General features: G+C 59.7%; 26 protein-coding genes and 3 tRNA genes. 19 read left to right on the top strand and 10 right to left on the bottom strand.

From position 1 onward, the window contains the following. Positions 1 to 16: 16 nt before the first annotated feature. Together dprA and ACZ9W6_RS12910 are read right to left on the bottom strand one after the other, a co-directional pair. On the bottom strand, positions 17 to 1129 hold the full coding sequence (dprA, locus tag ACZ9W6_RS12915) for a DNA-processing protein DprA (protein WP_465191565.1): 1113 nt from the start codon (positions 1127 to 1129) through the stop codon (positions 17 to 19). Beyond that, entirely contained in the window at positions 1126 to 2142 is a 1017-nt protein-coding gene (locus tag ACZ9W6_RS12910) for a LysM peptidoglycan-binding domain-containing protein (protein ID WP_465191564.1), read from the bottom strand. The genes dprA and ACZ9W6_RS12910 overlap by 4 nt, the downstream gene beginning before the upstream one ends. A 111-nt stretch (positions 2143 to 2253) precedes the next feature. Here ACZ9W6_RS12910 and def point away from each other — a divergent pair, with 111 nt between their 5' ends. From def to ACZ9W6_RS12870, 8 genes are all read left to right on the top strand, one after another. Continuing rightward, positions 2254 to 2757 (top strand): peptide deformylase, encoded by a 504-nt coding sequence (def, locus tag ACZ9W6_RS12905; RefSeq protein WP_465191563.1) that lies wholly within the window; start codon positions 2254 to 2256, stop codon positions 2755 to 2757. An 85-nt stretch (positions 2758 to 2842) separates the two neighbouring features. After that, entirely contained in the window at positions 2843 to 3766 is a 924-nt protein-coding gene (gene fmt / locus ACZ9W6_RS12900) for a methionyl-tRNA formyltransferase (protein WP_465191562.1), read from the top strand. A gap of 60 nt (positions 3767 to 3826) precedes the next feature. Further along, complete coding sequence (gene htpX, locus ACZ9W6_RS12895) at positions 3827 to 4681, top strand: zinc metalloprotease HtpX (protein WP_465191561.1); 855 nt, start codon at positions 3827 to 3829, stop codon at positions 4679 to 4681. Positions 4682 to 4763: 82 nt separating this feature from the next. Then, positions 4764 to 6011: a 16S rRNA (cytosine(967)-C(5))-methyltransferase RsmB gene (rsmB, locus tag ACZ9W6_RS12890; protein ID WP_465191560.1), complete on the top strand. Its 1248-nt coding sequence runs from the start codon at positions 4764 to 4766 to the stop codon at positions 6009 to 6011. 13 nt (positions 6012 to 6024) lie between these two features. After that, positions 6025 to 6591 (top strand): DUF4390 domain-containing protein, encoded by a 567-nt coding sequence (locus tag ACZ9W6_RS12885; RefSeq protein ID WP_465191559.1) that lies wholly within the window; start codon positions 6025 to 6027, stop codon positions 6589 to 6591. Continuing rightward, the gene (locus tag ACZ9W6_RS12880) at positions 6591 to 8702 is read left to right on the top strand and encodes a sensor histidine kinase (RefSeq protein WP_465191558.1); all 2112 of its coding nucleotides are present in this window, start codon (positions 6591 to 6593) and stop codon (positions 8700 to 8702) included. The genes ACZ9W6_RS12885 and ACZ9W6_RS12880 overlap by 1 nt, the downstream gene beginning before the upstream one ends. Further along, a complete protein-coding gene (locus ACZ9W6_RS12875; RefSeq protein ID WP_465191557.1) occupies positions 8702 to 9970 on the top strand; it encodes a sigma-54-dependent transcriptional regulator in 1269 nt (422 codons plus the stop codon). The genes ACZ9W6_RS12880 and ACZ9W6_RS12875 overlap by 1 nt, the downstream gene beginning before the upstream one ends. A 23-nt stretch (positions 9971 to 9993) precedes the next feature. Then, complete coding sequence (locus tag ACZ9W6_RS12870; RefSeq protein WP_465191556.1) at positions 9994 to 10782, top strand: HesA/MoeB/ThiF family protein; 789 nt, start codon at positions 9994 to 9996, stop codon at positions 10780 to 10782. Between the two features lie 53 nt (positions 10783 to 10835). Here ACZ9W6_RS12870 and ACZ9W6_RS12865 read toward each other — a convergent pair whose 3' ends face one another. The 6 genes from ACZ9W6_RS12865 to ACZ9W6_RS12840 form a co-directional block, all read right to left on the bottom strand. After that, entirely contained in the window at positions 10836 to 11330 is a 495-nt protein-coding gene (locus ACZ9W6_RS12865) for a TlpA family protein disulfide reductase (RefSeq protein ID WP_465191555.1), read from the bottom strand. A 20-nt stretch (positions 11331 to 11350) separates the two neighbouring features. Then, entirely contained in the window at positions 11351 to 11767 is a 417-nt protein-coding gene (locus ACZ9W6_RS12860) for an acyl-CoA thioesterase (RefSeq protein WP_465191554.1), read from the bottom strand. 42 nt (positions 11768 to 11809) lie between these two features. After that, complete coding sequence (locus ACZ9W6_RS12855) at positions 11810 to 12172, bottom strand: VacJ (RefSeq protein WP_465191553.1); 363 nt, start codon at positions 12170 to 12172, stop codon at positions 11810 to 11812. 11 nt (positions 12173 to 12183) lie between these two features. Next, positions 12184 to 13026: an energy transducer TonB gene (locus ACZ9W6_RS12850; RefSeq protein WP_465191552.1), complete on the bottom strand. Its 843-nt coding sequence runs from the start codon at positions 13024 to 13026 to the stop codon at positions 12184 to 12186. A gap of 50 nt (positions 13027 to 13076) precedes the next feature. Beyond that, positions 13077 to 13541, bottom strand: coding sequence for a Dps family protein (locus ACZ9W6_RS12845; RefSeq protein ID WP_465191551.1), 465 nt, complete (start codon positions 13539 to 13541; stop codon positions 13077 to 13079). A gap of 74 nt (positions 13542 to 13615) precedes the next feature. Then, complete coding sequence (locus ACZ9W6_RS12840) at positions 13616 to 14059, bottom strand: FxsA family protein (protein ID WP_465191550.1); 444 nt, start codon at positions 14057 to 14059, stop codon at positions 13616 to 13618. Positions 14060 to 14083: 24 nt separating this feature from the next. On the opposite strand from ACZ9W6_RS12840, the gene cutA reads away from it, so the two are divergent. The 4 genes from cutA to ACZ9W6_RS12820 all read left to right on the top strand — a co-directional run bounded on the left by cutA (position 14084) and on the right by ACZ9W6_RS12820 (position 14785). Beyond that, entirely contained in the window at positions 14084 to 14407 is a 324-nt protein-coding gene (gene cutA / locus ACZ9W6_RS12835) for a divalent-cation tolerance protein CutA (RefSeq protein ID WP_465191549.1), read from the top strand. 123 nt (positions 14408 to 14530) lie between these two features. Further along, positions 14531 to 14606, top strand: a tRNA-Lys gene (locus ACZ9W6_RS12830). A 13-nt stretch (positions 14607 to 14619) separates the two neighbouring features. Then, positions 14620 to 14695 (top strand) — tRNA-Lys (locus ACZ9W6_RS12825). A gap of 14 nt (positions 14696 to 14709) precedes the next feature. After that, a tRNA-Lys gene (locus ACZ9W6_RS12820) sits at positions 14710 to 14785 on the top strand. Between the two features lie 62 nt (positions 14786 to 14847). On the opposite strand, the gene ACZ9W6_RS12815 is transcribed toward ACZ9W6_RS12820, so the two are convergent. Continuing rightward, positions 14848 to 15915 (bottom strand): glycosyltransferase family 4 protein, encoded by a 1068-nt coding sequence (locus tag ACZ9W6_RS12815; protein WP_465191548.1) that lies wholly within the window; start codon positions 15913 to 15915, stop codon positions 14848 to 14850. Then, a complete protein-coding gene (locus ACZ9W6_RS12810; protein WP_465191547.1) occupies positions 15903 to 16700 on the bottom strand; it encodes a UDP-2,3-diacylglucosamine diphosphatase in 798 nt (265 codons plus the stop codon). Before ACZ9W6_RS12810 ends, ACZ9W6_RS12815 begins: the two co-directional genes overlap by 13 nt. Before the next feature lie 177 nt (positions 16701 to 16877). On the opposite strand from ACZ9W6_RS12810, the gene ACZ9W6_RS12805 reads away from it, so the two are divergent. The 7 genes from ACZ9W6_RS12805 to ACZ9W6_RS12775 all read left to right on the top strand — a co-directional run bounded on the left by ACZ9W6_RS12805 (position 16878) and on the right by ACZ9W6_RS12775 (position 23556). Next, entirely contained in the window at positions 16878 to 18497 is a 1620-nt protein-coding gene (locus ACZ9W6_RS12805; protein ID WP_465191546.1) for a phosphoethanolamine transferase, read from the top strand. 3 nt (positions 18498 to 18500) lie between these two features. Then, a complete protein-coding gene (locus tag ACZ9W6_RS12800; protein WP_465191545.1) occupies positions 18501 to 19196 on the top strand; it encodes a phosphatase PAP2 family protein in 696 nt (231 codons plus the stop codon). A 75-nt stretch (positions 19197 to 19271) separates the two neighbouring features. Beyond that, entirely contained in the window at positions 19272 to 19541 is a 270-nt protein-coding gene (locus ACZ9W6_RS12795; protein WP_465191544.1) for a PepSY domain-containing protein, read from the top strand. Between the two features lie 89 nt (positions 19542 to 19630). Continuing rightward, positions 19631 to 20182 carry a cytochrome b/b6 domain-containing protein gene (locus ACZ9W6_RS12790; protein WP_465191543.1) on the top strand — a complete coding sequence of 184 codons (552 nt, stop codon included), beginning with the start codon at positions 19631 to 19633 and terminating at the stop codon, positions 20180 to 20182. Positions 20183 to 20185: 3 nt separating this feature from the next. Beyond that, on the top strand, positions 20186 to 20848 hold the full coding sequence (locus ACZ9W6_RS12785; RefSeq protein WP_465191542.1) for a response regulator: 663 nt from the start codon (positions 20186 to 20188) through the stop codon (positions 20846 to 20848). Beyond that, positions 20835 to 22178, top strand: a complete 1344-nt coding sequence (locus ACZ9W6_RS12780) for an ATP-binding protein (RefSeq protein ID WP_465191541.1) — start codon at positions 20835 to 20837, stop codon at positions 22176 to 22178. Before ACZ9W6_RS12785 ends, ACZ9W6_RS12780 begins: the two co-directional genes overlap by 14 nt. A gap of 409 nt (positions 22179 to 22587) precedes the next feature. Then, positions 22588 to 23556: a LysR family transcriptional regulator gene (locus tag ACZ9W6_RS12775; RefSeq protein WP_465191540.1), complete on the top strand. Its 969-nt coding sequence runs from the start codon at positions 22588 to 22590 to the stop codon at positions 23554 to 23556. The last annotated feature ends 150 nt before the right edge of the window (positions 23557 to 23706 follow it).

The following is a 23706-nucleotide window of genomic DNA, read 5'->3' as shown; positions in this document are numbered from 1 at the left end:
GTATGCAATCGTCAGGTTAACTTGGGGTGACAGGGTCAAGACGGCAGCGCTGATAGCGGCCACTGCCCAGATTTTCTACCTGTCCGGCCAGCTCAAACTCGAGCAGCATCGCGTAAACCTCGGCAGCCGTCAACTTGAGGCGCTGTGCCAGCATGTCGGCATCAATGGGGTCATAGCCCATGCTTTGCAAGAAGCCGTCACCTGCATTATCGGCGTGATCTTGCTCTTGGCGGCTGTCCGGCAGGGGAGTGGCCAGGCTGATGCGGCCAAGCTCGTCGAGCACATCGTCGACGCTTTCCACCAGCTTGGCACCTTCCTTGATCAGGCGATGGCAGCCACGTGTTTGCGGGTTGAGGATGGAGCCGGGGATGGCCATCACCTCGCGGCCGACTTCCAGCGCCAGCCGCGCGGTGATCAGCGAGCCGCTGTTGGTGGTGGCTTCGACCACCAGGCAGCCGCGGCACAGGCCGGCGATGATGCGGTTGCGTTGCGGGAAGTGGCTGGCAAGCGGGCCGGTGCCCAGTGCAAACTCGGACAGGATTAGCCCTTGGCCGGCGATGCGGTGTGCCAGCTCGCGATTGCGCGCCGGGTAGACGCGGTCAATGCCGGTGCCGATCACCGCGATGGTGCCGGCTGCTTCATCCAGCGCGCCTTCATGTGCGGCGGCATCAATGCCATCGGCGAGGCCGCTGACAATGCTGTAACCGTGTGCGGCCAACCTTTTGGCAAACTGCCGGGCATGATCATCGCCCTGCACGGTGGATTGGCGGCTGCCGACAATCGCGAGCATCGGCTTTTGCAGCAGCTCGCGCCGGCCACGGGCAAACAGTAGCGGCGGCGCGTAGCCGGTTTCGGCCAGCTGACAGGGGTAGTCGTCGTCATTGAGTGTCAGCAGATGGCAACCTTCGCCGGCTTGCCAGGCCAGTGCCGCCTCGGCCGCCCGTTCGCCGTCACCGCTGTCGAGCGCAGCCAGCACCCGCGCATCCAGCACATCGCGCAGCTGGCTATGGCTGGCATCGCGTGCGGCACTGGCCGAGCCGAAACGCTGCAGTAATTGCAGGAAGCGATGAGGGCCGATGCCGGGCGTCAGCGCCAGCGTAGCCCAGTCCAGTAGTGCCTGTTCGTTCACGGCTGGCCGATTTTGTCTTTGATGGCAATCGCCTGGGTCGCATCCAGCACTAGGGCGTAGGACGCCTTGTTGAACACGCGGAACACCATCAGGCGGCCAACCTTTTCTTCCGGCAGGGTGACTTGCTGCTTGTTGCTGGTGGTGACTGTACGTGGTGCCTTGTAGATGCCGAATACGTGGCCGGGCTCGATGCCGTCACGTTGGCCGCGATTGATCATCACATTGAATTGCTGGCCGATCTCGTTGACTCCGCCGTAGCTGCTGACAATACGGCCGCTGAGGTTTTCCGGTGGCTCTTTCGGGATGAAATTGGTCACCGGCAGCGGGGCGCTCTTCATCAGACGGTCGCCCACCAGTACTTCTTCGGCAATCTTGCGCACCGACAGGGTGGTGACCGCGCCGGTTTTCTCGACTTGCAGATCGCCGCCGTAGGTAATCTCGATGCCAAGCACCTCGCCGCTGTCAGGGTCTTTCACCGTGCGGCCAAGGCGATAGGCCTGCCAGATGCCGCCGCTGTCGAGCGCTTCGCTGTAGACGCGGTCCATGCTGGTGAGAATCACGCGATTATCCGGACCGGCTACGATGCGTGGGGCGTTCTGGTAGTCGTTTTCGTTTTCCAGCAGCAGCGGCCGCTTGAGAAAGGGGCCGATCACCTTGTCCGGAATGGTCGGAATCGCGCTGTCCAGCGGCTCGGCCCGCACTTCGGGCGAGAGCTTGACCACGCGCGGCAGGTCGGTGGCGCGACTCAGGCGTGGCTGGCCGTTAACCATGCTCAGCTGCAGGGTTTCGCCCGGGAAAATAAGATGAGGATTGCGCACTTCGTCGCGGTTCATATTCCACAGCTGTGGCCATTTCCACGGGCTTTGCAGGAAGCGGCTGGAAATATCCCACAGGGTGTCGCCTTTCTTGACGACATAACGTTCCGGCGCGTCCGGGCGCAGGGTCAGCGTGTCGGCCATGGCCGGCAGTGACAGGCCCATGGCGAGAAGCAGAGGTATAATAGGTTTAAACATCGCTTGTTGACCCCATCTGGGTTGTGACCCAGACATTGATTGATATTCGGGATGCTGCCAACATTATCGTCGTGCTGTGCAGCTTCCTACAACTGAAAAACGGTTTGATTTATGGCATTGCTTACCATTTTGCACTATCCCGATCCTCGCCTGCATACCGTGGCCAAGCCGGTAACGGTTTTCGATGAGGCCCTGCAGCAGCAGATCGACAATATGCTCGAGACCATGTACCACGCCAACGGTATCGGCCTTGCTGCGACCCAGGTGGACTTCCATCAGCGCGTGATCGTGATTGACGTCTCCGAGTCGCGCAAAGAGGCCATCGTGCTGATCAACCCCGAGTTCATCAGCAAGAGTGGCGAGCGCGAGTATGAAGAAGGCTGCCTGTCGGTGCCGGGCATTTACGACAAGGTAACGCGTGCCGATACCGTCACCATCCGTGCGCTCGACCGTCATGGCAAAGCCTTCGAATTGCAGGCCGACGAGTTGCTGGCTACCTGCATCCAGCACGAGATCGATCACCTTGATGGCAAGGTCTTCGTACAGTACCTGTCCGGCCTGAAACAGAACCGCATCAAATCCAAGCTGAAAAAGCGCGAAAAACAGACCATGTAATGTCTGGCGGCCACGATTGGCCGCAACGCCGATCTGCTTGCAAAGGGACACGCTGGTGTCCCTTTGTCGTCATTGGAGAACCCGCATGAAACTGATTTTTGCCGGCACGCCGGTATTTGCCGCCGAGGCGCTGGCCGCGCTGATTGACGCCGGCCACGAGATTGCCATGGTGCTGACCCAGCCGGATCGTCCGGCCGGCCGCGGCATGAAGCTCAAGCCCAGCCCGGTGAAGGAGCTGGCGCTCAAGCATGGTCTGCGCGTCGAGCAGCCGCTGACGCTGAAAACGCCCGAGGCACAGGCATTGGTGGCCGACGTCGGTGCCGAATTGATGGTGGTGGCGGCCTATGGCTTGCTGTTGCCCAAGGCGGTGCTCGACATGCCGGCGCGTGGCTGTCTGAATATCCATGCCTCGCTGCTGCCGCGCTGGCGTGGTGCCGCGCCTATCCAGCGCGCGATTCTGGCGGGTGATGCCGAAACCGGCATCACCATCATGCAGATGGATGTCGGTCTGGATACCGGCGATATGTTGTCGATTTACCCGCTGGCGATTGCGGCGGATGACAGTGCGGCCAGCCTGCACGACAAGTTGGCCGCACTCGGGGCGACGGCGATTGTCGAGACGCTGGCGAAGCTGGACGACTGCCCGCCAGAAAAGCAGCCGGAAGAGGGCGTGACTTACGCCGCCAAGCTCAGCAAGGAAGAGGCGCGCATCGACTGGAGTCTTTCTGCTGTGGCAGTCGCAACGGCGATTCGTGCCTACAACCCGGCACCCGGCGCGCATACGCTGCTGCGCGGCGAAGTGCTGAAACTGTGGCAGGCCGAGGTCGTGGCCGATGCGACAGGTGAGGCGGGCGAGGTACTGTCGGCGGGGGCGGACGGCGTGATTGTGGCTTGCGGTAGTGGCGCGGTGCGTTTGCTGGTGTTGCAGGCTGCCGGTGGCAAAAGGTTGGCCGCACGCGAGTTTGTCGCCGGACAGGGTGAGTTGATCGGCAGCCGGCTCGGAACTTGATAACGTTTTATCCGTCCCTATATTGATGGCGTCTGGGCGCAACCACTGCGGGAGGGAATCATGGGCTTTAACTGGATCAAGACAGCCATGCTGATGGCGGCCATCGTGGCGCTGTTCGGCATCATCGGCGGCATGATAGGTGGCCAGCAAGGCATGCTGCTGGCGCTGCTGTTTGGCGGCGTGATGAATGTGATTGCCTACTGGAACTCCGACAAGATGGTGTTGCGCATGTACAACGCGCAGGAAGTCGATGCGCACAGTGCGCCCGAGTTCTACGGCATGGTGGCCGAGCTGGCGCAGCGCGCCAATATGCCGATGCCGCGGGTTTACGTGATTCACGAAGAACAGCCCAATGCCTTTGCCACCGGCCGCAGCCCCGAGCATGCGGCCGTGGCAGCGACTACCGGCATCATGCGCATACTCGACTATCGCGAGCTGCGCGGGGTGATGGCGCACGAGCTGGCGCACGTCAAGCATCGCGATACGCTGATTTCGACCATCAGCGCCACCATGGCCGGGGCGATCTCGGCGCTGGCCAACTTCGCCATGTTCTTTGGTGGCCGTGATGAAGAGGGCCGCCCGGTCAACCCGATTGCCGGCATTGCCGTCGCGTTGCTGGCACCGTTGGCCGCGAGCCTGATCCAGATGGCGATTTCGCGCGCACGCGAATTCGAGGCGGATCGCGGCGGGGCCGAAATCAGTGGCGACCCGCTGGCGCTGGCCAATGCCTTGCAGAAAATCGAGTACTACGCGCAGGGGCGCATCCTGCCAGCGGCCGAGGCACATCCCGAAACCGCGCAGATGATGATCATCAACCCGCTGTCCGGCGGTGGGCTGTCGGGCTTGTTCCGCACTCACCCGCATACCGAAGAACGTATCTATCGCCTGCAACAGCTGGCACAAGGACGCCACTGATCAGGTATCATGGCCGCCATAGTCACAAGGCCGCCGTCCATTGCCGGACGGCGGCCGGTTTTATTTGGAAAGAACCTTCAGCATGCTTCGAATTCAGGAACTCGCCGCCAATGTCCTCGCCCGTGTCGAGGAAGGCAGAACATTGACGGAGGCACTCGCCACCGTCCAGCAGGGTGTCAGCCTCAGTGCTGGCGAGCGGGGAGCCTTGCAGGATATCTGTTACGGCAGCCTGCGTAATCTCGGTCAATTGCGTTTCATCTTGCGCGCACTGGTACCCAAGCCGCTGCCGGCCGTGGATGTCGAGCGCCTGTTGCTGGTGGCGCTCTATCAGCTGATTCACACCCGTGCCGCGCCCTATGCGGTGGTGGATCAGGCGGTGACCCGTGCCGAAGATCTGGCCGCCGGCCGCCTGAAAGGGCTGGTCAATGGTGTGTTGCGCAACTTCCTGCGCAACAAGGAACAGCTGCTGGCCGATGCGCAGGGCGATAACGAAGCACGCTACAACCATCCGCGCTGGTGGGTGCAGAAGGTGCGTGCCGCTTACCCGACCCGTTGGGCCGATGTGCTGGAAAAGAGCAACCGTCATCCGCCGATGACCTTGCGCGTCAATGCCCGTCACGGCACTGCCGAAGCCTATGCGGCCGAGCTGGCCGAACTGGGCCGTGGCAGCCAGCTGCTGGGCAGCCACGCGCTGAAGCTGGACGTACCCTGCAATGTGCGCGATCTGCCGGGCTTTGCCGAAGGCCGCGTGTCGGTGCAGGACTTTGGCGCCCAGCAAGCTGCTTTGCGTCTGGATATCGCTGACGGTATGCGCGTACTGGATGCCTGCGCGGCACCGGGCGGCAAGAGCGGCCATCTGCTGGAGCTGGCCGATATCCAGCTGACCGCGCTGGATGTGGATGCCGAGCGCCTGAAGCGCGTCGACGAGAACCTGCAGCGTCTGCAATTGCCGGCCACCCTGTTGGCCGCCGATGCCGCCAAGCCTGCCGCCTGGTGGGATGGTCAGACCTTCGACCGTATCCTGGCTGATGTGCCGTGTTCGGCCAGCGGTGTGGTACGTCGCAACCCGGACATCAAGTGGCTGCGTCGTCCGGACGACTTTGCCGGCCTTGGCAAGCAGCAGGCTGCGATGCTGGATGCGCTGTGGCCCTTGCTGGCCAAGGGTGGCAAGCTGCTGTACGCTACCTGCTCCGTCATGCCGGAGGAAAACCAGCAGCAACTGGAAGGCTTCCTGCAGCGGCATGCCGATGCGCGCCTGGCGGACTCCGAACAACTCTTGCCATCGGCAGACCATGACGGTTTCTATTACGCCTTGCTGGAAAAGGCTTGAACGAAGTTTCCTGATGTTGTTGCTCGTGCTGGCCGGCCTTGGGCTGGTCAGCGAGCGTAGCTGGGCGGCCGACGGTATCGCTGCCCAGCGTGTACGGCTGGAGGTGCGTGACAACGCACTGGCCGTCAGCAGCCGTTACCGTATTGTCCTGCCCGACTCCCTGCAGAACGCCGTGATGCAGGGCGTACCGCTGTCTTTCCAGTTGCAGTTCGACCTGACCCGGCCGCGCTCTGCTGCCTCGTGGAACAGCCTCAGCAACTGGTTTGCCCCGACGGCCAGCATGCAGTTCAAGCTCGCCTACTATGGCCTGACCGGGCGCTATCGCGTCACCATCGGCGGCCTGTCCAAATACTATCCCGGTCTGGATGAGGCCTTGGCCGCCGTCGGCAGCATTGCCGGCTGGCGGGTGCTGGATACCGCCGGCTGGGATGAGTCAGACCGTCGTCGTGCTGCCGGCAAGGTGCGGCTGATGCTGGATATCTCGCAGCTGCCACGACCTTTCCAGTTACGCGCGGTCGGTGCTGATGACTGGGAGCTGGACTCGGGTTGGCACGAAATCGCCGTGGCGGAGGAAGGCTGATGCGTTACCCCGTCATTGCTGCCGCTATCGGTTTCATCCTGCTGTATCTGCTGGCCATTTCAACCGGCAACACCTCTAAATTGGCCGAATATTACTGGTGGTTCTTTGCGCTGAATGCCATCGGACTTGCCGGGTTGATGGCGGTGGTGATTAGGCAGTTGCTGCGCTTGCGCCGTCGGGTGCGCAGCCGCGAATTCGGTGCCAAGCTCACGCAAAAACTGGTGGTGATGTTTACCCTGGTGGCGCTGCTGCCAGGGGTGCTGATGTTTACCGTGTCGGCGCAGTTCCTCACGCGCAGTATCGAGAGCTGGTTCAATGTCCAGGTCGAAAGTGCGCTGGATCGTGGCCTGGAGCTGGGGCGCAATGCGCTGGGTTTTGTGCTGACCGATCTGTCGCGCAAGTCGCGGCTGGTGGCGCGCGAAGTGGCCGACTACAGCGACGAGCGACTGGGTATGCCTTTGTCGCGAATGCGCGAACAGCTGGGTGTGCAGGAAATTGCCATCTACAACCAGCAGGGCCGCTTGCTGAATTTTGCCGGGCCGGACGAGGTGCGCTACCTGCCCAGCGCGCCTGATATCGAATTGCTGCGCTCCTTGCGCCAGCGCAAGCCGCACGAGAGCATCGAGAGTGATGCCAAGGGCAATCTGATGCTGCGCGTGCTGTTGCCCTACACCAGTTATGCGACTGACGAAACCAAGATCATCCAGCTGATCCAGCCGGCACCGGCCGATATCGCGCGTGATGCCGAGCTGATCGAGGATGCGCGCGGTGATTATCGTCAGCTGCTGCTGTCGCGTGACGGGCTGAAGACGTTCTACATGCTGACCTTGCTGATGGTATTCCTGCTGGCACTGACGGCAGCGCTGGCATTCGCGCTGTTCATCTCAGAGCGCCTGTCTGCGCCCTTGTCAGAGTTGGCCGCAGGGACGCGTGCGGTGGCGCAGGGTGACTTCTCCAAGCGCCATCCGGTGTATCGCAAGGACGAGCTGGGCATCCTTACCACCATGTTCAACCGCATGACGCAGCAGCTGGACGAGGCAAGGTTGGCCGCAGACGAAAGTCGCCGCCAGCTGGAATCCGGCAAACTGTATCTCGAGAGTATCCTCGCCAACCTGTCGGCCGGGGTGATGGCTTTTGACAGCAACTGGAATCTGCGCGCCAGCAATGCCAGCGCTGCGCGGATTCTCGGCGTCGATTTTGACGAGCTGGCCAGTCAGGAAATGCAGGTGTGGCCGGCCTTGCGCCCTGAGCTCACGCCGCTGGTGGATACCATTCTGCGCGAGGCGGCGACCGACAAGCCGCATGACTGGCAGCAGCAGATCGACTACAGCAGTGCCTATGGTAATCGCCAGCTGGTGGCGCGTGGCGCCATCCTGCCGGAGCAACCGGCAACGGGCTATGTGGTGGTGTTCGATGACATTACCGAACTGGGGCGGGCCCAGCGTGATGCCGCCTGGGGCGAGGTTGCCAAACGGCTGGCGCACGAGATTCGCAACCCGCTGACGCCGATTCAGTTGGCCGCAGAGCGGATGATGATGAAGCTGGCGGACAAGCTGCAGGGCAATGATGCCGATATCCTCAAACGCTCGACCGACACCATCGTCAAACAGGTGACTGCACTGAAAGGCATGGTCGATGCTTTCCGCGATTATGCACGGGCTCCGCGGACCAAACTGGGCAATCTCGAGCTGAACACGCTGCTGCGTGAGGTATTGGTTCTGTACGAAAGTAACCCCGCAATCAAGGTGGATTTGAGCCCGGAACCCTTGCCAGTGCTGGGTGATGCGGCTCTTTTACGTCAGGTTCTGCATAACCTTTTGCAGAACGCGCAAGATGCAATCCTTGACGCTGACATCCCGATGATTCAAATTAGCACCCGACTAGAAGGAAGAAACGTGCTTGTCCGTGTGGAGGACACAGGCCCGGGCTTCAGTTCAGACATCCTGCCGCGTGCATTCGAGCCTTATGTAACCAATAAGGCCAAGGGCACCGGACTGGGATTAGCCGTGGTGAAGAAGATTGTAGAGGAGCACCATGGACAGATCAGCCTGGCGAATGTGGATAGCGGCGGTGCGCGCATTCTTCTCACCATGCCCTTGCTGGAGGCTTAATGCGAAGCAGCGATATTCTGATTGTGGATGACGAGATCGGTATCCGGGAGTTGCTCTCGGAGATCTTGCAGGACGAAGGCTATACCGTAGCCCTGGCCGAAAATGCCGAAGTGGCGCGCCAATTGCGTAATCAGACGCGACCGGCGCTGGTATTGCTGGATATCTGGATGCCGGATTGTGATGGTGTCACCTTGCTGAAAGAGTGGGCCAAGTCCGGCCTGCTGAACATGCCGGTGGTGATGATGTCCGGCCATGCCAGTATTGATACCGCGGTCGAAGCGACGCGTATCGGTGCTTTTGATTTTCTGGAAAAGCCGATTGCCCTGCAGAAGCTGCTGACGACGGTGCAGCGCGCACTGAAGTATGGCGATATGCAGGCCAATACCTCGCTGAATCTGGACAAGATGGGCAAGAGCGACACCGTTCAGGAGCTGAAAAAGCAACTGGATCGTGTTTCCAAACTCAAATCGCCGATTCTGCTGACGGGCGAGCCGGGTGCCGGCTTCGAGCTGGTGGCGCGCTTTTTCCATCAGGGCAATACACCGTGGGTGACGCCTGCCAAGCTGGAACAGCTGGCAGATGCGCCGCTGGAGTTGCTGCAGAAGGCGAACAACGGCGTCTTGTATCTGCCTGAAATCGGCCAGTACAGCCGTCGTGTACAGCAAGGCTTGCTGTTCTTGCTGTCCAAACTCGACCGCTTCAATGTGCGTCTGGTCTGTTCCTGCAGCCGGCCCTTGCAAGAGCTGCTGGTTGATCCGGAATGCGATAACCGCATGCTGACGGCGCTGTCCAGCGTGATCGTGCCGATTCCATCGCTGCGCGAGCATCCGGAAGACATCACCTTTATCGCCGAGCAGATCCTGCACGAGCTGGTGGAGTCCAAGCAGGTGCCAAGCCGCAAGTTGACGACCGCCGCGCTGAATGCGCTGCGTCAGTATGACTGGCCGGGCAACCTCGAACAGCTGCGCAGCATCATCAAGAGCCTGGCGCTGACTGCCGAGTCCAGCGAAGTGGACGCAGCCGAAGTCAATAAGGTGCTGGCACAGTTCCGCCATGACAAGCCGGCCGAAGAAACCGGCTTCGACTTCAGCCTGCCGCTGCGCGAATTGCGCGAGCAGCTGGAGCGCCGCTACTTCGAGTACCATATCGTGCTGGAAAACGGCAATATGAGCCGCGTGGCGCAGAAAGTCGGCCTCGAACGCACGCATTTGTACCGCAAGCTGAAACAGCTGGGCGTGAAATTCAGCCGCAAGACGGCCGAAGAGTAAACCGGCAAGACCTGAAGGATGTGATGGCCGCGCAAGCGGCCATTTCTCATGGCATGACACAAGAACTCAATGATGCAGCGCTATTGCGCTATAGCCGGCACATCCTGTTGCCGCAGATCGATATTGCCGGGCAGGAGCGTCTGTGTGCGGCGCGGGTGCTGGTCGTCGGTGCCGGTGGCCTTGGCGCGCCGGCACTGCTGTATCTGGCCAGCAGCGGTATTGGCCAGCTGACGCTGGTGGATGATGATGTGGTCGAACTCAGCAATCTGCAGCGTCAGGTGATTCACGACATGAACACGCTGGGCCAGCGCAAGGTCGACTCGGCAGCGCAAAGGTTGGCCGCCATCAATCCGGCAGTCAGCTTGCGGCTTTTGCATGAGCGTCTCGCTGGCGAGCGCCTGCAAGAGGAAGTCGCTGCGCATGATCTGGTGCTCGATTGTTCTGACAACTTCACCACCCGCCACGCCATCAACCGTGCCTGTGTCGACGCAAAAGTGCCGCTGGTATCGGGTGCCGCGGTACGTTTTTCCGGTCAGCTGGCGGTTTATGATGTGCGCGATGCGGCGTCGCCGTGCTATCACTGCCTGTTTCCGGAAGAGGGCGAAGCCAGTGATGGCCCGTGTGCGACCTTTGGCGTGCTGGCGCCGCTAGTCGGTGTCATCGGCAGCCTGCAGGCAGTTGAGGCGGTGAAGCTGCTGGCAGGTGCGCCAGTCGCGCTGGGGCAGCTGACTTTGTACGAGGCGCTGGATGGCAGTTTCCGCCAGCTGAAAGTGCCGCGCGATCCGGATTGTCCGGTTTGCGGCCAACGTTAAGACAAACAAAAACCGCTGCACTGGCAGCGGTTTTTGTTTGGGGTGGATGAGGCTTAAGCGCTCAGGCTTTTTTCGATCAACTGGTGCAGCTCGTTGAAATCCGGCTCGCCGACAAAACGCTTGATGATCTTGCCGTTCTTGTCGATCAGGATCGAGGTCGGGGTCAGCTGGATTTCACCGAAGGCCTTGGCAATGCTGCCGTCGCTGTCGAGCGTGACAAAGAAAGGCAGCTTGGTATCGTTGACATAGGTGTTGACGTAGTTGGGCGGATCGTAGCTCATCGCCACTGCCACCGTTTCGTAACCCTGCTCGCGATATTTCTCGTGAGTGGCGCGCAACTTCGGCATTTCAGCCATGCAGCCGCTGCAGCTGGTTGCCCAGAAGTTCACCAGTACCACCTTGCCTTTCAGGCTCTCGGTGCTGGCTTGCTTGCCAGCCAGGCTGGTGTATTGCACGGCCGGTGCCGCTGCCTGGTTAAACAGGGCTAGGTATGCCACGACAGCGGCGATTACCACCGCGCCGAGAGTGATCAGGCCTTTCTTCATCATGCTTTCCTGGTGCTGGGCAATCAGGCTTGCCCGGTTTCCTGCAAGGAGATCAACAAATCGCGCATTGCGCCTTCAATCGGTACCGCCTTGTTCTGGCGGCCATCAAACGCCACGAAGGTCACATCGGCTTCGGCAACCAGCTTGTCGCTGCCGGCCAGCACAACCCGCTGGTTGATGACGGCGCTGCGATTGCCTACCGATTTGACGCTGGTCTCGATCACGAGTTCATCATTCATCGTCGCCGGGTGGCGATAGTCGATGTTGATATTGACCACGATCAGCGCGATACCTGAACTCAGGAAGGCAGGCAGGTCGGCTCTTTCTTCAAAGAAAGTCCAGCGAGCCTCTTCGAGAAACTCGAGATAGCGTGCGTTATTGACGTGGCTGTACAAGTCGAGATGATAGCCGCGAACCTTGATGCTGGTCTGGTGTGTCATGTTTCTTCTTCGTGTCTGTTGTCAAGAATTGTTATGGTTGTTTCAGTTTTGCTCTGGCAGCTCGAAAGGCGTGAAGGCCTCGCGCTCCAGCGGGTAGTCGACCATATCGGTCACCACCGGATGAATGTCGAGATCGAACCAGGCCATGAATTGCTCGACGCCCAGTGGCGGCCACAGGGCTTCGTCTTCGCACCAGTCGGCCAGTTCGGTGGCAAACAGTTGCTGATAGTGGCTGGCGAGAAAATCGGCCGGGTCCAGCTCTTCGACATGCGGAATCAGTACCGCGTTGCCGTTGGCGCGCAAGGCGTCGAGTTCGACAGCCGGGGCACCGGGCAGAGATTGCAGCCAGTCGACGAAGGGCTGGCGTGGCTTGATGATGACGATGCTGCGATTGACTTCAAACATGGTGTCTGGTTTCAGTGGGTAGAGAGTTGGTTCTGATTGGTAAAACGCCAGCGCCGTACGATTTCGAGGCTGCGGTGTTCTGCGGCCAACGTTGGCGGAAAGGGTGCGAACGGCGCGGCGGTTTCCACGATTTTTCTGGCGGCATCATCGAGGATGTTGTGCCCTGAGCTGCGCAGCATGCGGATTTCCTGCAGGCTGCCATCGGCGCGAATCACCACGGCAAGCTCCAGCGTGCCGAACAGATTGCGGCTACTGGCTTCGACGGGGTAGTTGAGCTTGCCGACGCGTTCGACCTTCAGCCGCCAGTCTTCGACATAGCGAGCCCAGCTGACGCCGGTCGCCGAGACGCCATAAATGCCTTTGGCCCTGGGGTCAGCCTCCGAGCGGTTTTGTTCGCTGGCGAGCTGGCGTGCCTGGGCCAGTAAATCGGTACTGCTGTTGGCTTGCTGTGGTGCCGGACTGCCATCTTGTTCTGGCAGGCGGTAGTCACTGTTGGCTTGCTTGCTGACTTCGTGTTTTTCGGGTGAGGCAGCTTTGACGTTGGCCGCAGCCGGAATGTGTCTGTTTTCCGTTTGTGCAGCCGGCACGGCGGTGGTCTTGCCGGTAGCAACAATCTTGCCGGCGTGGCTGTCATGTTCGGAAAAAGCCTTGGGGCTGTCTGGCGGCTCGGCCGGGCTGGACACGGGGGCAAGGACAACTTCAAGCGCCAGCGGTGTCCAATCGGGTCTGGCAGAAAAAGACGGGAAAGGGTTTTGCAGGAACAGCAGGAACACATGCAGTGCCAGTGACACCAGCACAGCCGCTTGCAACAGGCTGCGATCGGCTGGTTGAGGGGCTGGTGTGAAACGGGACATGATGGTCAGTAATCTTGGCGAATTCCGATTCTAGCATGTCCCGTCGAGTGTCAGTCTTCCAGCAGGCTGCGCAGCATCCAGGCAGTCTTTTCATGCACTTGCAGACGCTGTGTCAGCAGGTCGGCAGTCGGCTCGTCACTGGCGGCATCGATGACCGGGAACAGGGCGCGGGCAGTGCGGCAGACGGTTTCGTGCGCCTGTACCAGTTCGCGAATCATGTCTTGTGCTTTCGGCACGCCGTGGCTCTCGGCAATCGAGGTCAGGCGGGCGTAATCGCCATAGCTGCCCGGTGCGATATGACCCAGTGCACGAATGCGTTCGGCGACGAGGTCAACTGCCAGTGCCAGTTCGTTGTACTGCTGTTCAAACATCACGTGCAGGGTCTGGAACATCGGGCCGGTGACGTTCCAGTGGAAGTAATGGGTTTTCAGATACAGGGTGTAGGTGTCTGCCAGCAGTCTGGACAGGCCTTCTGCAATCTGGGCGCGATCCTGTTCGTTGATACCGATATCCATGTGCTTCTCCTGTGCAAGAAAATACGTTGTCTTGGATTGGCAGCTTGCCGTTTGCCGGCGGCTGACGCAATCATTCAGTGCAGACGCGAGTCAGGGTCGACAGTCTTGTCTACACGTTGATACTCGCCTTCGATGATATCGCCATCTTGTGGACTTTGCTGCTGCGGCTGGAAGCCTTGCATCGGGTCAGGTGTTTTGAGGCTTGGCCCTTTGAATGGCAGCAAGAGCACAATGGCCAGTACATCGCTGATCAGGCCCGGAATTGCAAACAACAGACCGGCCAGTACGATGCGCAACGGCCACAGCAGGGAAAACAGCGAAACTTCGCGCTCGCGCATCACCGAACCCAGTGTCAGCAGACTACCCAGCTTGCCATTACGCATCATGCCAATACCCAGCAGGACGGTGGCCAGAATCCAGGCAAAGGTCCACCCCGAGCCGATGGCATCAGCCAGATAGATCAGCGAAGCCAGTTCGGCAATCGGATAAAGCAGTAAAACCAGCAAAAATGCGCGCATAGATTTTTCGTACTAGGGGTAAGAATGGAAACAATGATTGTGCTGTGTAATGTACCCGAGCAAGCGCTGGCAGAACAAATTGCCACAACACTGCTGAATGAGCAGTTGGCCGCTTGCGTCAATATCATGGCTGCTTGCCAGTCCATGTATCGCTGGCAGGGCAAGATCGAGACAGCGAGCGAGATTCCCATGCTGATCAAGAGCAGCAAGGCGCTTTATCCGCGCCTGCAGGCCCGTCTGCTCGAACTGCATCCGTATGAGGTGCCTGAGATTGTGGCCTTGCCATTGCAGGATGGCTTGCCAGCCTATCTGACATGGGTGGCTGGCGAGCTTCTTTCAAGTCCTTGAACTGAAAATTGTTTTTTCGACAAATTTACGACGGAATAATTCTGCCGGACGGATTTTGGAAATTTTCTTCAGAAAGTGCTTGACGGAAAAAAGGGCTGTCGGTATAGTTCGGTCTCTCTCGAGGGGTCGTTAGCTCAGCTGGTAGAGCAGCGGACTTTTAATCCGTTGGTCGCAGGTTCGAATCCCGCACGACCCACCACGAGACCCCTGATGGGTCGTTAGCTCAGCTGGTAGAGCAGCGGACTTTTAATCCGTTGGTCGCAGGTTCGAATCCCGCACGACCCACCATCAGGCACCCTTTAGGGTCGTTAGCTCAGCTGGTAGAGCAGCGGACTTTTAATCCGTTGGTCGCAGGTTCGAATCCCGCACGACCCACCAGTATTCAACAAAAAGCCCGGCTTTTGCTGGGCTTTTTGCTTTTCTGCGTCTGGATATTTTCGCTATCTGCCACCATGCGGACTGAAGGCCATGCCCTCCTGTTCGCCGATGGCGCGCGGGCTCAGGTGCGCTTCAAACTGATGCGTGGCGGCTGTCCAGCTATAGGCTTCGGCGCAGCGGCGCACAATATTCCGGTCCAGTTGCAGAGCCTGCAGGCAGGCTGTGCGCAAATCCTCGTGCAGTACACCTCCCGAGCCGTTTTCCACCACATCCAGTGGGCCGGTTACCGGATAGGCGGCGACCGGTGTGCCGCAGGCCATGGCTTCGAGCAACACCAGGCCGAAGGTATCAGTCAGGCTGGGGAAGACGAACACATCCGCGGCACGATAAAAGCGTACCAGCTCGGGTTGCGGTAGTACGCCTTCGAAATGCACCTCGGGGTAGCGTGCTTTCAGCTCGGCCAGTTGCGGGCCGTCGCCGACTACCCATTTGCTGCCCGGCAGATCCAGTTGCAAGAAGGCCTCGATATTCTTTTCGACCGCGACACGGCCGATGTAGACAAAGCGTGGCGCGGCAGTATCCAGCCGGTCACGCTCGCCGGGGCTGAACATCACGGTGTCGACCCCGCGACTCCACAACACCACATTACTGAAGCCGCGCTGACGCAGCGCCTGCCCCATGCTGCGCGTCGGCACCATCACCGCGCGGGCCGGCTGGTGAAAGCGGCGGATAAAGGCATAGCTGATAGCCAGTGGCAGGCGGATGCGTGCCTGCACGTATTCGGGGAAGCGGGTGTGATAAGCGGTGGTGAAGGGCTGATTGTGCTTGCGGCACCAGCGGCGTGCCGCCCAGCCCAGCGGGCCTTCGGTGGCGATATGTACGGCATGCGGTGCGAATGCTGCCAACCTGGCGGCCACCTTGCGGTATGGCAGCAGCGACAGGCGGATGTCGGGATAGGTCGGGCAGGGCAGGGTGAGGAAGCCGTCGCTGCTCGCCTGCTCGCCGCCCAGCGGGGTAATCAGCTCGACCTCATGACCAAAGCTGCGCAATTCGCGCACGGTTTCCAGCAGGGTACGAACCACGCCGTTGACTTGCGGCAGCCAGGCGTCGCTGACAATCATGATGCGCATGTTTGCTCCTCTTCGGTTTCGCTTGCAGCCTGCGGGGTGACGGCCGCTTGCGGCGCGTGCCAATGCACAATCTCGAGCCGGCCATCGTGGTGTTCGACCAGGGCGCTGAGGCTTTCCACCCAGTCGCCACAATTGCCGTACAGCATGTCGCCGCTGTAGCGCAATTCAGCCTTGTGAATGTGGCCGCAGATCACGCCGTCAAAACCGCGTGCGCGCGCCTCGGCCTGCAGCAGGCTTTCGAAGTCGCTGATAAAGCTGACGGCATTCTTGACCTTGTGCTTCAGATACTGCGACAGCGACCAGTAAGGTTGGCCGCAAAAGCGCCGCCAGCGATTGAGATGGCGATTCAGAAACAAGGTGAAGGTGTACAGGCTGTCGCCGACATAGGCGAGCCAGCGCGCGTGCTGCATCACGCCATCGAATTCGTCGCCATGCATGATCAGCAGACGCTTGCCATCGGCGCTCAGGTGCTCGGCCTCGCGGCGGATGGCGATGCCGCCGAAATCCAGCCCGCAGTACTGGCGGGCGGCCTCGTCATGGTTACCGGGGATGTAAACCACGCGCGTGCCCTTGCGCGCCTTGCGCAGCACTTTCTGCACTACGTCGTTATGGCTTTGCGGCCAGTAGAAGCCTTTTTTCAGTTGCCAGATATCGATAATGTCGCCAACCAGATACAGCTGCTCGCACTCGTGTTCGCGCAGGAATGCCAGCAGGTAGTCGGCCTGGCAGCCGCTGCTGCCCAGGTGGATATCAGACAGGAAAATGCTGCGATATTCGGCGATCATGCAGAGCTCCGGCCAGTATTTGTACCCAGTCTGGCGCGATTGCATGACAGCAAGATGAGTTGTCGATGAAGGCTGGATGACAGCTGAGCCATCGCGAGGCTTAAGCTGCCGTTAAGACATTGGTGTTGAAATGGTATCGAGCAGATATGCTTGCATACCATTTCAATAAGAATGCCGATGATGAAACTGCCCACCTGGCGCGCCGAATGGCTGGCCATTGCTCTGGCCGCCTTGCTGGTTGCGGCTTTCAATATCCCGTTCTGGCAGCGCATGCTGCAGATTCTGCAGCCGCTGGATGCGCGCGGTGTCGGCATGCTGGTGATGTCGGCCGTCTTTCTAACTGCCTTTCTGGCGCTGTTTATCCAGCTCTTGCTGTGGCCGCGCATCGGCAAACCACTGTTGATGCTGATCCTGCTGCTGTCGTCAGCCATCAGTTATTTCATGCTGCAATACGGCGTGATGGTGGATGTGAACATGTTCCGCAATGCGCTGCAGACCGACCCGGCCGAGGTGTGCGACCTGCTGTCGTTCAGGCTGCTGCTGACGGTGCTGCTGCTTGGCGGTGTGCCGTGCTGGCTGCTGTATCGCAGCGAGATCCGCTACCGGCCGTGGTGGCGCGAGCTGCTGGCGCGCGGCATTGCGCTGTTGCTGACCGGTGGCGTGCTGGTGGCGGTAGCACTGATTGCCTATCAGGATTTTGCCTCGCTGTTCCGCAATAACCGCGATCTGCGGTATGTGATCAATCCGGTCAATTACATCGGCGCTACCCAGTCGTATCTGAAGCGGGTATCGGCCAAGCCGCAACCTTTGCAGGTGATTGCTGCCGATGCCAAACAGGTCAGCCGCTGGCCGGCCGGCAGCAAGCCGCGCGTGCTGGTGCTGGTGGTGGGCGAGACCGCGCGTGCGGCCAACTTCGGCCTTAACGGTTATGCGCGGCAGACTACACCGCAGCTGGCCAAGGTCGCAGGCTTGCTCAATTACCCCGATGTCTGGTCTTGCGGTACCGAGACGGCGGTATCGGTGCCGTGCATGTTCTCCATCCAGCCGCGGGCGACGTTTGATGCTGACACGGCCAAGCAGCAGCAAAACCTGCTCGATGTCCTGCAGCGCAGCAAGGTGACGGTGAACTGGTGGGATAACAATTCTGGCTGCAAAGGCGTGTGCGCGCGGGTGCCGACCGAGATGCGCTACGAGCGCAAGGACGGGCCGTGGTGCACGGCCGACGAATGCTTTGATGAAGTGCTGCTGGATGGCCTGCCGCAAAGGTTGGCCGCAGCCCGCGCCGACGAGGTCATCGTGCTGCACCAGAAAGGCAGCCACGGCCCAGCGTATTACAAGCGTTATCCCCAGCAGTTCGCCCGCTTCCAGCCGGTGTGCCAGACCAGCGAGCTGCAAAAGTGCAGCAGCGCCGAAATCACCAATGCCTACGACAATACCGTGCTGTATACGGATCATTTCCTGAGCCGGGTGATTGCCAGTTTGCAGGCGCAAGACAAGGTGGCGGCCAGCATGCTGTACCTGTCTGACCATGGCGAGTCGTTGGGCGAGAACAATCTCTACCTGCACGGCACGCCCTATATGCTGGCACCCGATGTGCAGAAGCATATCCCGCTGGTAGCGTGGTTCTCGCCGGCGTGGCAGCAGGCGGCCAGGCTGGATATGACTTGCCTCGACAAATCGCGCCGACAGCGCTACAGCCAGGACCATCTGTTCCACAGTGTGCTGGGCCTGATGGACATTCATACAGCCAGCTATCAGCGCGAGCTCGACATGTTCGCCAGCTGCCGTCAGGGCTAAACCATGCAGGATGCCAAGTCGATGTCTTGCCGCCTCTATCTGCAACATGGGCTGTGGCTGCTGTTAAGCGGCGTGTTGTTCTGGTATCTGGAGACGCGTACCGGCATGGATGGCTGGTTCAGCAGCTGGTATTTCGATGCGAGCCTGCAGCGTTTTCCGTTGCAGGATGCCTGGTGGCTGGAGCTGCTGAATCACCGCCTGCTCAAGGACGGCATCATCCTGTTTTCACTATATCTGGCCTGGCGTGCCTGGCGGCAGCGCGATGGCCGGCTTGCGCTGACGGTTACCGCCATGCTGCTGGCCACGGCGCTGGTCAGCCTGTTGAAGAGCCAGAGCCTGCATGCCTGCCCGTGGGAGCTGCAAGCCTACGGCGGCACGGCGGAGTACTTTGCCTTGTTTGCCCACGCGCCAGCCAATACCGGCGAGGGGCGTTGCTTTCCGGGTGGCCACGCCAGCGGTGGCTTCAGTCTGATGTTGCTTTACTTTTACTACCAGCCACGTTGGCCGCAGCTGGCGCGCTACTGGCTGGCGGGCGGCTTGCTGCTGGGCATGTTGATGGGCTGGGGCCAGCTGATGCGTGGTGCGCATTTCCTGTCGCACAATCTGTGGAGCGGCTGGCTGGTGTGGCTGGCGGGCGTGCTGCTGTTTGCTGTCTATGACGGCTACCGCCAGCTTAAGCTTCGCCTAATCATGGCATAAGCATCACTTAAGCTTGGCAAGGTTAAATCCAGTTGTACCGCAAGCGTAAGCGGGATTTCTCCAAGGATGCATACCATGAAAAAACTGATTGCTGTTGCCCTGATCTCCGCCTTTGCCAGCAGCGTCGTGATGGCCAAAAACTACTGCCAGCCACAGCCGAAAGACAAATGGCAAAAAGAAGCCGACTTCAAGAAAACCCTCGAAGGCCAGGGCTACCAGATCAAGACTTTCAAGGTATCTGGCGATTGCTACGAGATTTACGGCAAGAACAAGGAGGGCAAGAAGGTCGAGATCTACTTTGACCCGGTAAACGGCAAGCCGGTAAAGAGCGAGATTGACGACTAAGTCAGGCCACGCGCTGACGCACCAGCAGACGACGGCGTGCCCGATGGCGGCGCGCCGTTTTTCATTCTCGGCCATCACGGGAGTTGATCATGAATGGACAGGTAATCCGGCAGCAGCAGGTCTGGGATGTACTGGTAAGGGTGCTGCACTGGAGTCTGGTGACCTGCGTTGCGGCCAACCTTTTGGTACTGGAAGAGGGCGAGGCGCCGCATCGCTGGGCAGGTTATGCCGCTTGTGGCGTGGTGCTGATTCGTCTGGTTTGGGGTTTTGTCGGCAGCCATCATGCGCGCTTTGCCAACTTTGTGCGCTCGCCGCGCGCTGCCTGGCTGCATCTGCAGCAGGTTTTGCAGGGGCGACATCAGTCCGAGCCTGGCCATAATCCGGCCGGAGCCCTGATGATGCTGTCGCTGCTGGCGCTGGTGTTGTCACTGGGGATCAGTGGTTATCTGATGGGTACCGATGCATTCTGGGGTGAAGAGTGGCTGGAAGAGGTACACGAGGCGCTGGCCAATACCCTGCAGGTGGCGGTGCTGCTGCATGTGCTGGCGGCCGTCGTCATGAGCCGCATCGAGCGGGTGAATCTGATCCATGCCATGATAAGCGGGGTCAAAGTCTGGCGCGGTACGGCGCCCAAGGAGTAAGGCATGCGCATCTTGCTGATCGAGGATGACCGGCAAATCGGCGATGGCCTGCAAGCCGGTTTGCAGGCGCTGGGTTTTGCCTGTGACTGGGTTGTCGATGGCAAGCTCGGGTTGGCCGCGATTACGGCGGCCAACTATGACGCAGTGGTGCTGGATCTCGGATTACCCGGCATGGACGGGCTGGAGATTCTGGCGCAATGGCGACGGCAGGGGCGGCGCGAGCCGGTGTTGCTGCTGACCGCACGCGATGCGGTGGATGACCGTATTCGCGGCCTCGATAGCGGTGCGGATGATTATCTGGTCAAGCCGTTCGCGCTGGGTGAAGTGGCCGCCAGATTGCGTGCGCTGCTGCGCCGTCAGCAGGGGACTGCGGCCAACCTGCTGGCACACGGCGCGGTCAGTCTGGACCCGGCAACCAAGCGGGTGTTGCTGGCCGGGCAAGAGGTATTGTTGAGCGCGCGCGAGATGGCGGTGCTGGAGGTGCTGCTGCGTAACAAGGGCCATATCGTCAGTCGCGAGCGTCTAGAAGAAAAACTGTACGACTGGGCGCACGAAGTCGAGAGCAATGCCATCGAGGTGCATATCCATCATTTGCGCAAGAAGCTGGGTAATGACTTCATCAAGACACGCCGCGGACTGGGTTACACACTGAATGACCTGGCCTGATTTTTTCCGTCACAGCCTGCGCGGCCAACTGTCACGGCTGCTCTTGCTGGTGGTCACGCCCTTGTGGCTGTTGGCGATGGTGCTGCTGTTGCTGATCTCGCGGCATGAGGTTTACGAGTTGTACGACGAGCAGCAACAGCTGTTTGCCGAGCAGCTCTACGCGGCCTTGCCGTCCTTGCGTGGTGAAATCGAAGACGACGAGGAGCTGCCGGCCTTCAAGCAGGCACTGGGCAAGCACATGCTGGTGGGTATGTGGCATGCCGACGGCCATCGTCTGCTGGGCGACGAGGAGGGCAAGACGCTATTGCCCAAGCCGCAGCAGACCGGCTACGCCAGCATCGATTTTCATGGCCAGCAATGGCGTGTTTATTACTTGCAGGGCGAACAGGGCAGTGTAGCGATTGCCCAGCAATATGCCGAACGCTGGGAGGTGATACGCGGGTTGGTGCTGACCCATGCCGTGATGTGGTTGCTGCTATTGCCATTGGCTTTGTTGGCGGTGTGGTGGGCAGTTGGCCGCGGGCTGTCACCGCTGACCGCCTTGCAGCAAACGCTGCTGGGCAAGACACCCGATGACAACACCGCCTTGCCGGAGCCGCAGCAACGCGAGCTCAAGCCGCTGGTGGCAGCACTCAACCGTTGGCAGGCACGGCTGCAGCAGGTCTTGCAACAGGAACGTCGCTTTACCGCCGATGCCGCGCATGAGTTGCGCAGCCCCTTGGCCGCGATTCGTGTACAGGCCGAGGTGGTGCAATTGGTGGATGACCCGGGCGCTCGCGAACACGCTTTGCAGCAATTACTGACCGGGGTAGACCGGGCCAGCAAGCTGATCCAGCAATTGCTGACGCTGTCGCGGCTGGACAGTCTGCAAGCGCAAAGCTTGCAGCCAGTAGATTGGCCATCCTTGCTGGCTGATTTGCAGGGCAGCCTGGCCGCAGAAGCGGTGAGAGCCGGTGCCGAGCTGCACTTCCCGCCGGCCGGGGCGTGCTGGCCTGTCAATCAGGGCGAGCCGGTGCTGTTGCAGTTGATGCTGCGTAACTTGCTGGAAAACGCCCTGCGTTATGGCGGCAAGCGGATCGAGCTCGCTTGTGACGAACAGGGCATTCATGTGCTGGATGACGGCCCGGGCCTGGCGGCGGATGAGCTGGCACGAGTACGCGAGCGGTTTTATCGTCCGGCCGGTCAGCAGGTACAAGGTAGCGGGTTGGGTTTGTCGATTGTCGAGCGGATTGCCGAGCTGCACGGCTTGCAATTGCAATTGGCCAACAGGCCTGATGATGGCTTGCAAGTCAGCCTGCAGCTGGTGCGCAGCGAGCGCACAAGGCGCTGAGTATTCAAGCCTTGTTGCAATAATGTTGCATTAATCTTCAAGATCGGACGGTAGGGCGTTCGTCATCAAATTATCCGCATGGCAAGCTTGCAAAGGCGTGCTTACAGCACTTCTGCGGTATTGTTAAAAAAACCACGGTAATCACTTTGCGTTTCTATAGCGTGCAAATGCCTGGCTGCTCTAAAGGAAAGCAGGCATAATGCCCAGTGCTATTTGAATGGCATTTTTATCGATGAAACAAGATCAGTTGTATCCATTTTGTTAAACAAGGTCTATTAACAAATAGAAGATTTGATTTAAGCATCGACTGTTTTGTCGTATCATTTTCATCAATTAATTGTGAATCGTCTGACGATTGCTGGCATTTCCATGTCGGATCTGAAGATTTCGTGGAAAGTCGAGTAAAGCGATGGATACACTGAAAGCCTTGATGGTGTTCATGACAACTGCCGAAAACGGCAGTTTTTCGGACGCTGCACGCAAGTTGGGTGTATCGCCTGCAGCCGTCAGCCAGAGTATCGCCAGGCTGGAACAGGAACTCGAAGTCCGCCTGTTCAACCGTACTACCCGCCAGTTGACGCTGACCGAAGATGGCCGCCGCTTTTATGCGCAGTGCCGTGGCCCGGTCAACAATCTTGATGCCGCCATCAACCAGCTGAAAGCCAGCCGCGACGAGCCGGCCGGTCATCTGCGCATCAGCCTGCCGAATGCTTTCGGTCGTCGTTTCATCCTGCCGCTGATGGAAGAATTCTGTGCCCGTTATCCGAAAATCCGCGTGTTTTTCGGGATGGACGACCATTTCAGCGATCTGATCGAGGATGGTTACGATGTCGGCGTGCGGGTAGGCATGATGCCGGACAGCCGCATGGTGGCGCGTCATCTTTCCCACATCCCGCAGTACGTGGTGGCCTCGCCTGATTACTGGGCCGAGCACGGCAAGCCGGCCAATCCGGAAGAGCTGTCTGCCCACGATTGCATCAACTTCCAGTTTCCGACCTCGGGCCGCTTGTACAAATGGGAATTCGAACGCAATGGCGAGCGCATCCCGCTGGAGGTAAACGGCACCTACACCGTCAACGATGTTGATGGCGTGCTGGAACTTGCGCGTCTGGGTCTGGGCGTGGCGCAGCTGCCAGGTCACGAGATTCTGGCCGATATCCGCAGCGGCAAGCTGGAAGCCGTGCTGACCGACTTTGTGTCGATGGAGCGCTCGATCTATATCTGCTTCCCGCACCGCGACCATATCGCGCCGCGTACCCGCGTGTTTGTCGACTTTGTGGTGGAAAAGCTGATCGATCACCCGGACATTATTGCTGACTTGCCTGGCCTCGATTTGTCGGCCAAGCGCGAGGCGATGAGCCAGCGTGATGGTGGCTGAGTCACTCGAAACGCGATAAGAAAAGCCCGCTGTTGCGGGCTTTTTTTGCAGTGCAATGTCTAATATATTAGACATTGTGTGCAATTTAATTTGATAATCGCTCATCCATGTTGGCCGCAAGACCGGCATAACACCCGCACCGACACATCA

This window comes from Vogesella lacus, assembly GCF_979366295.1.
This window is presented reverse-complemented; position numbering and strand designations above follow the sequence as displayed.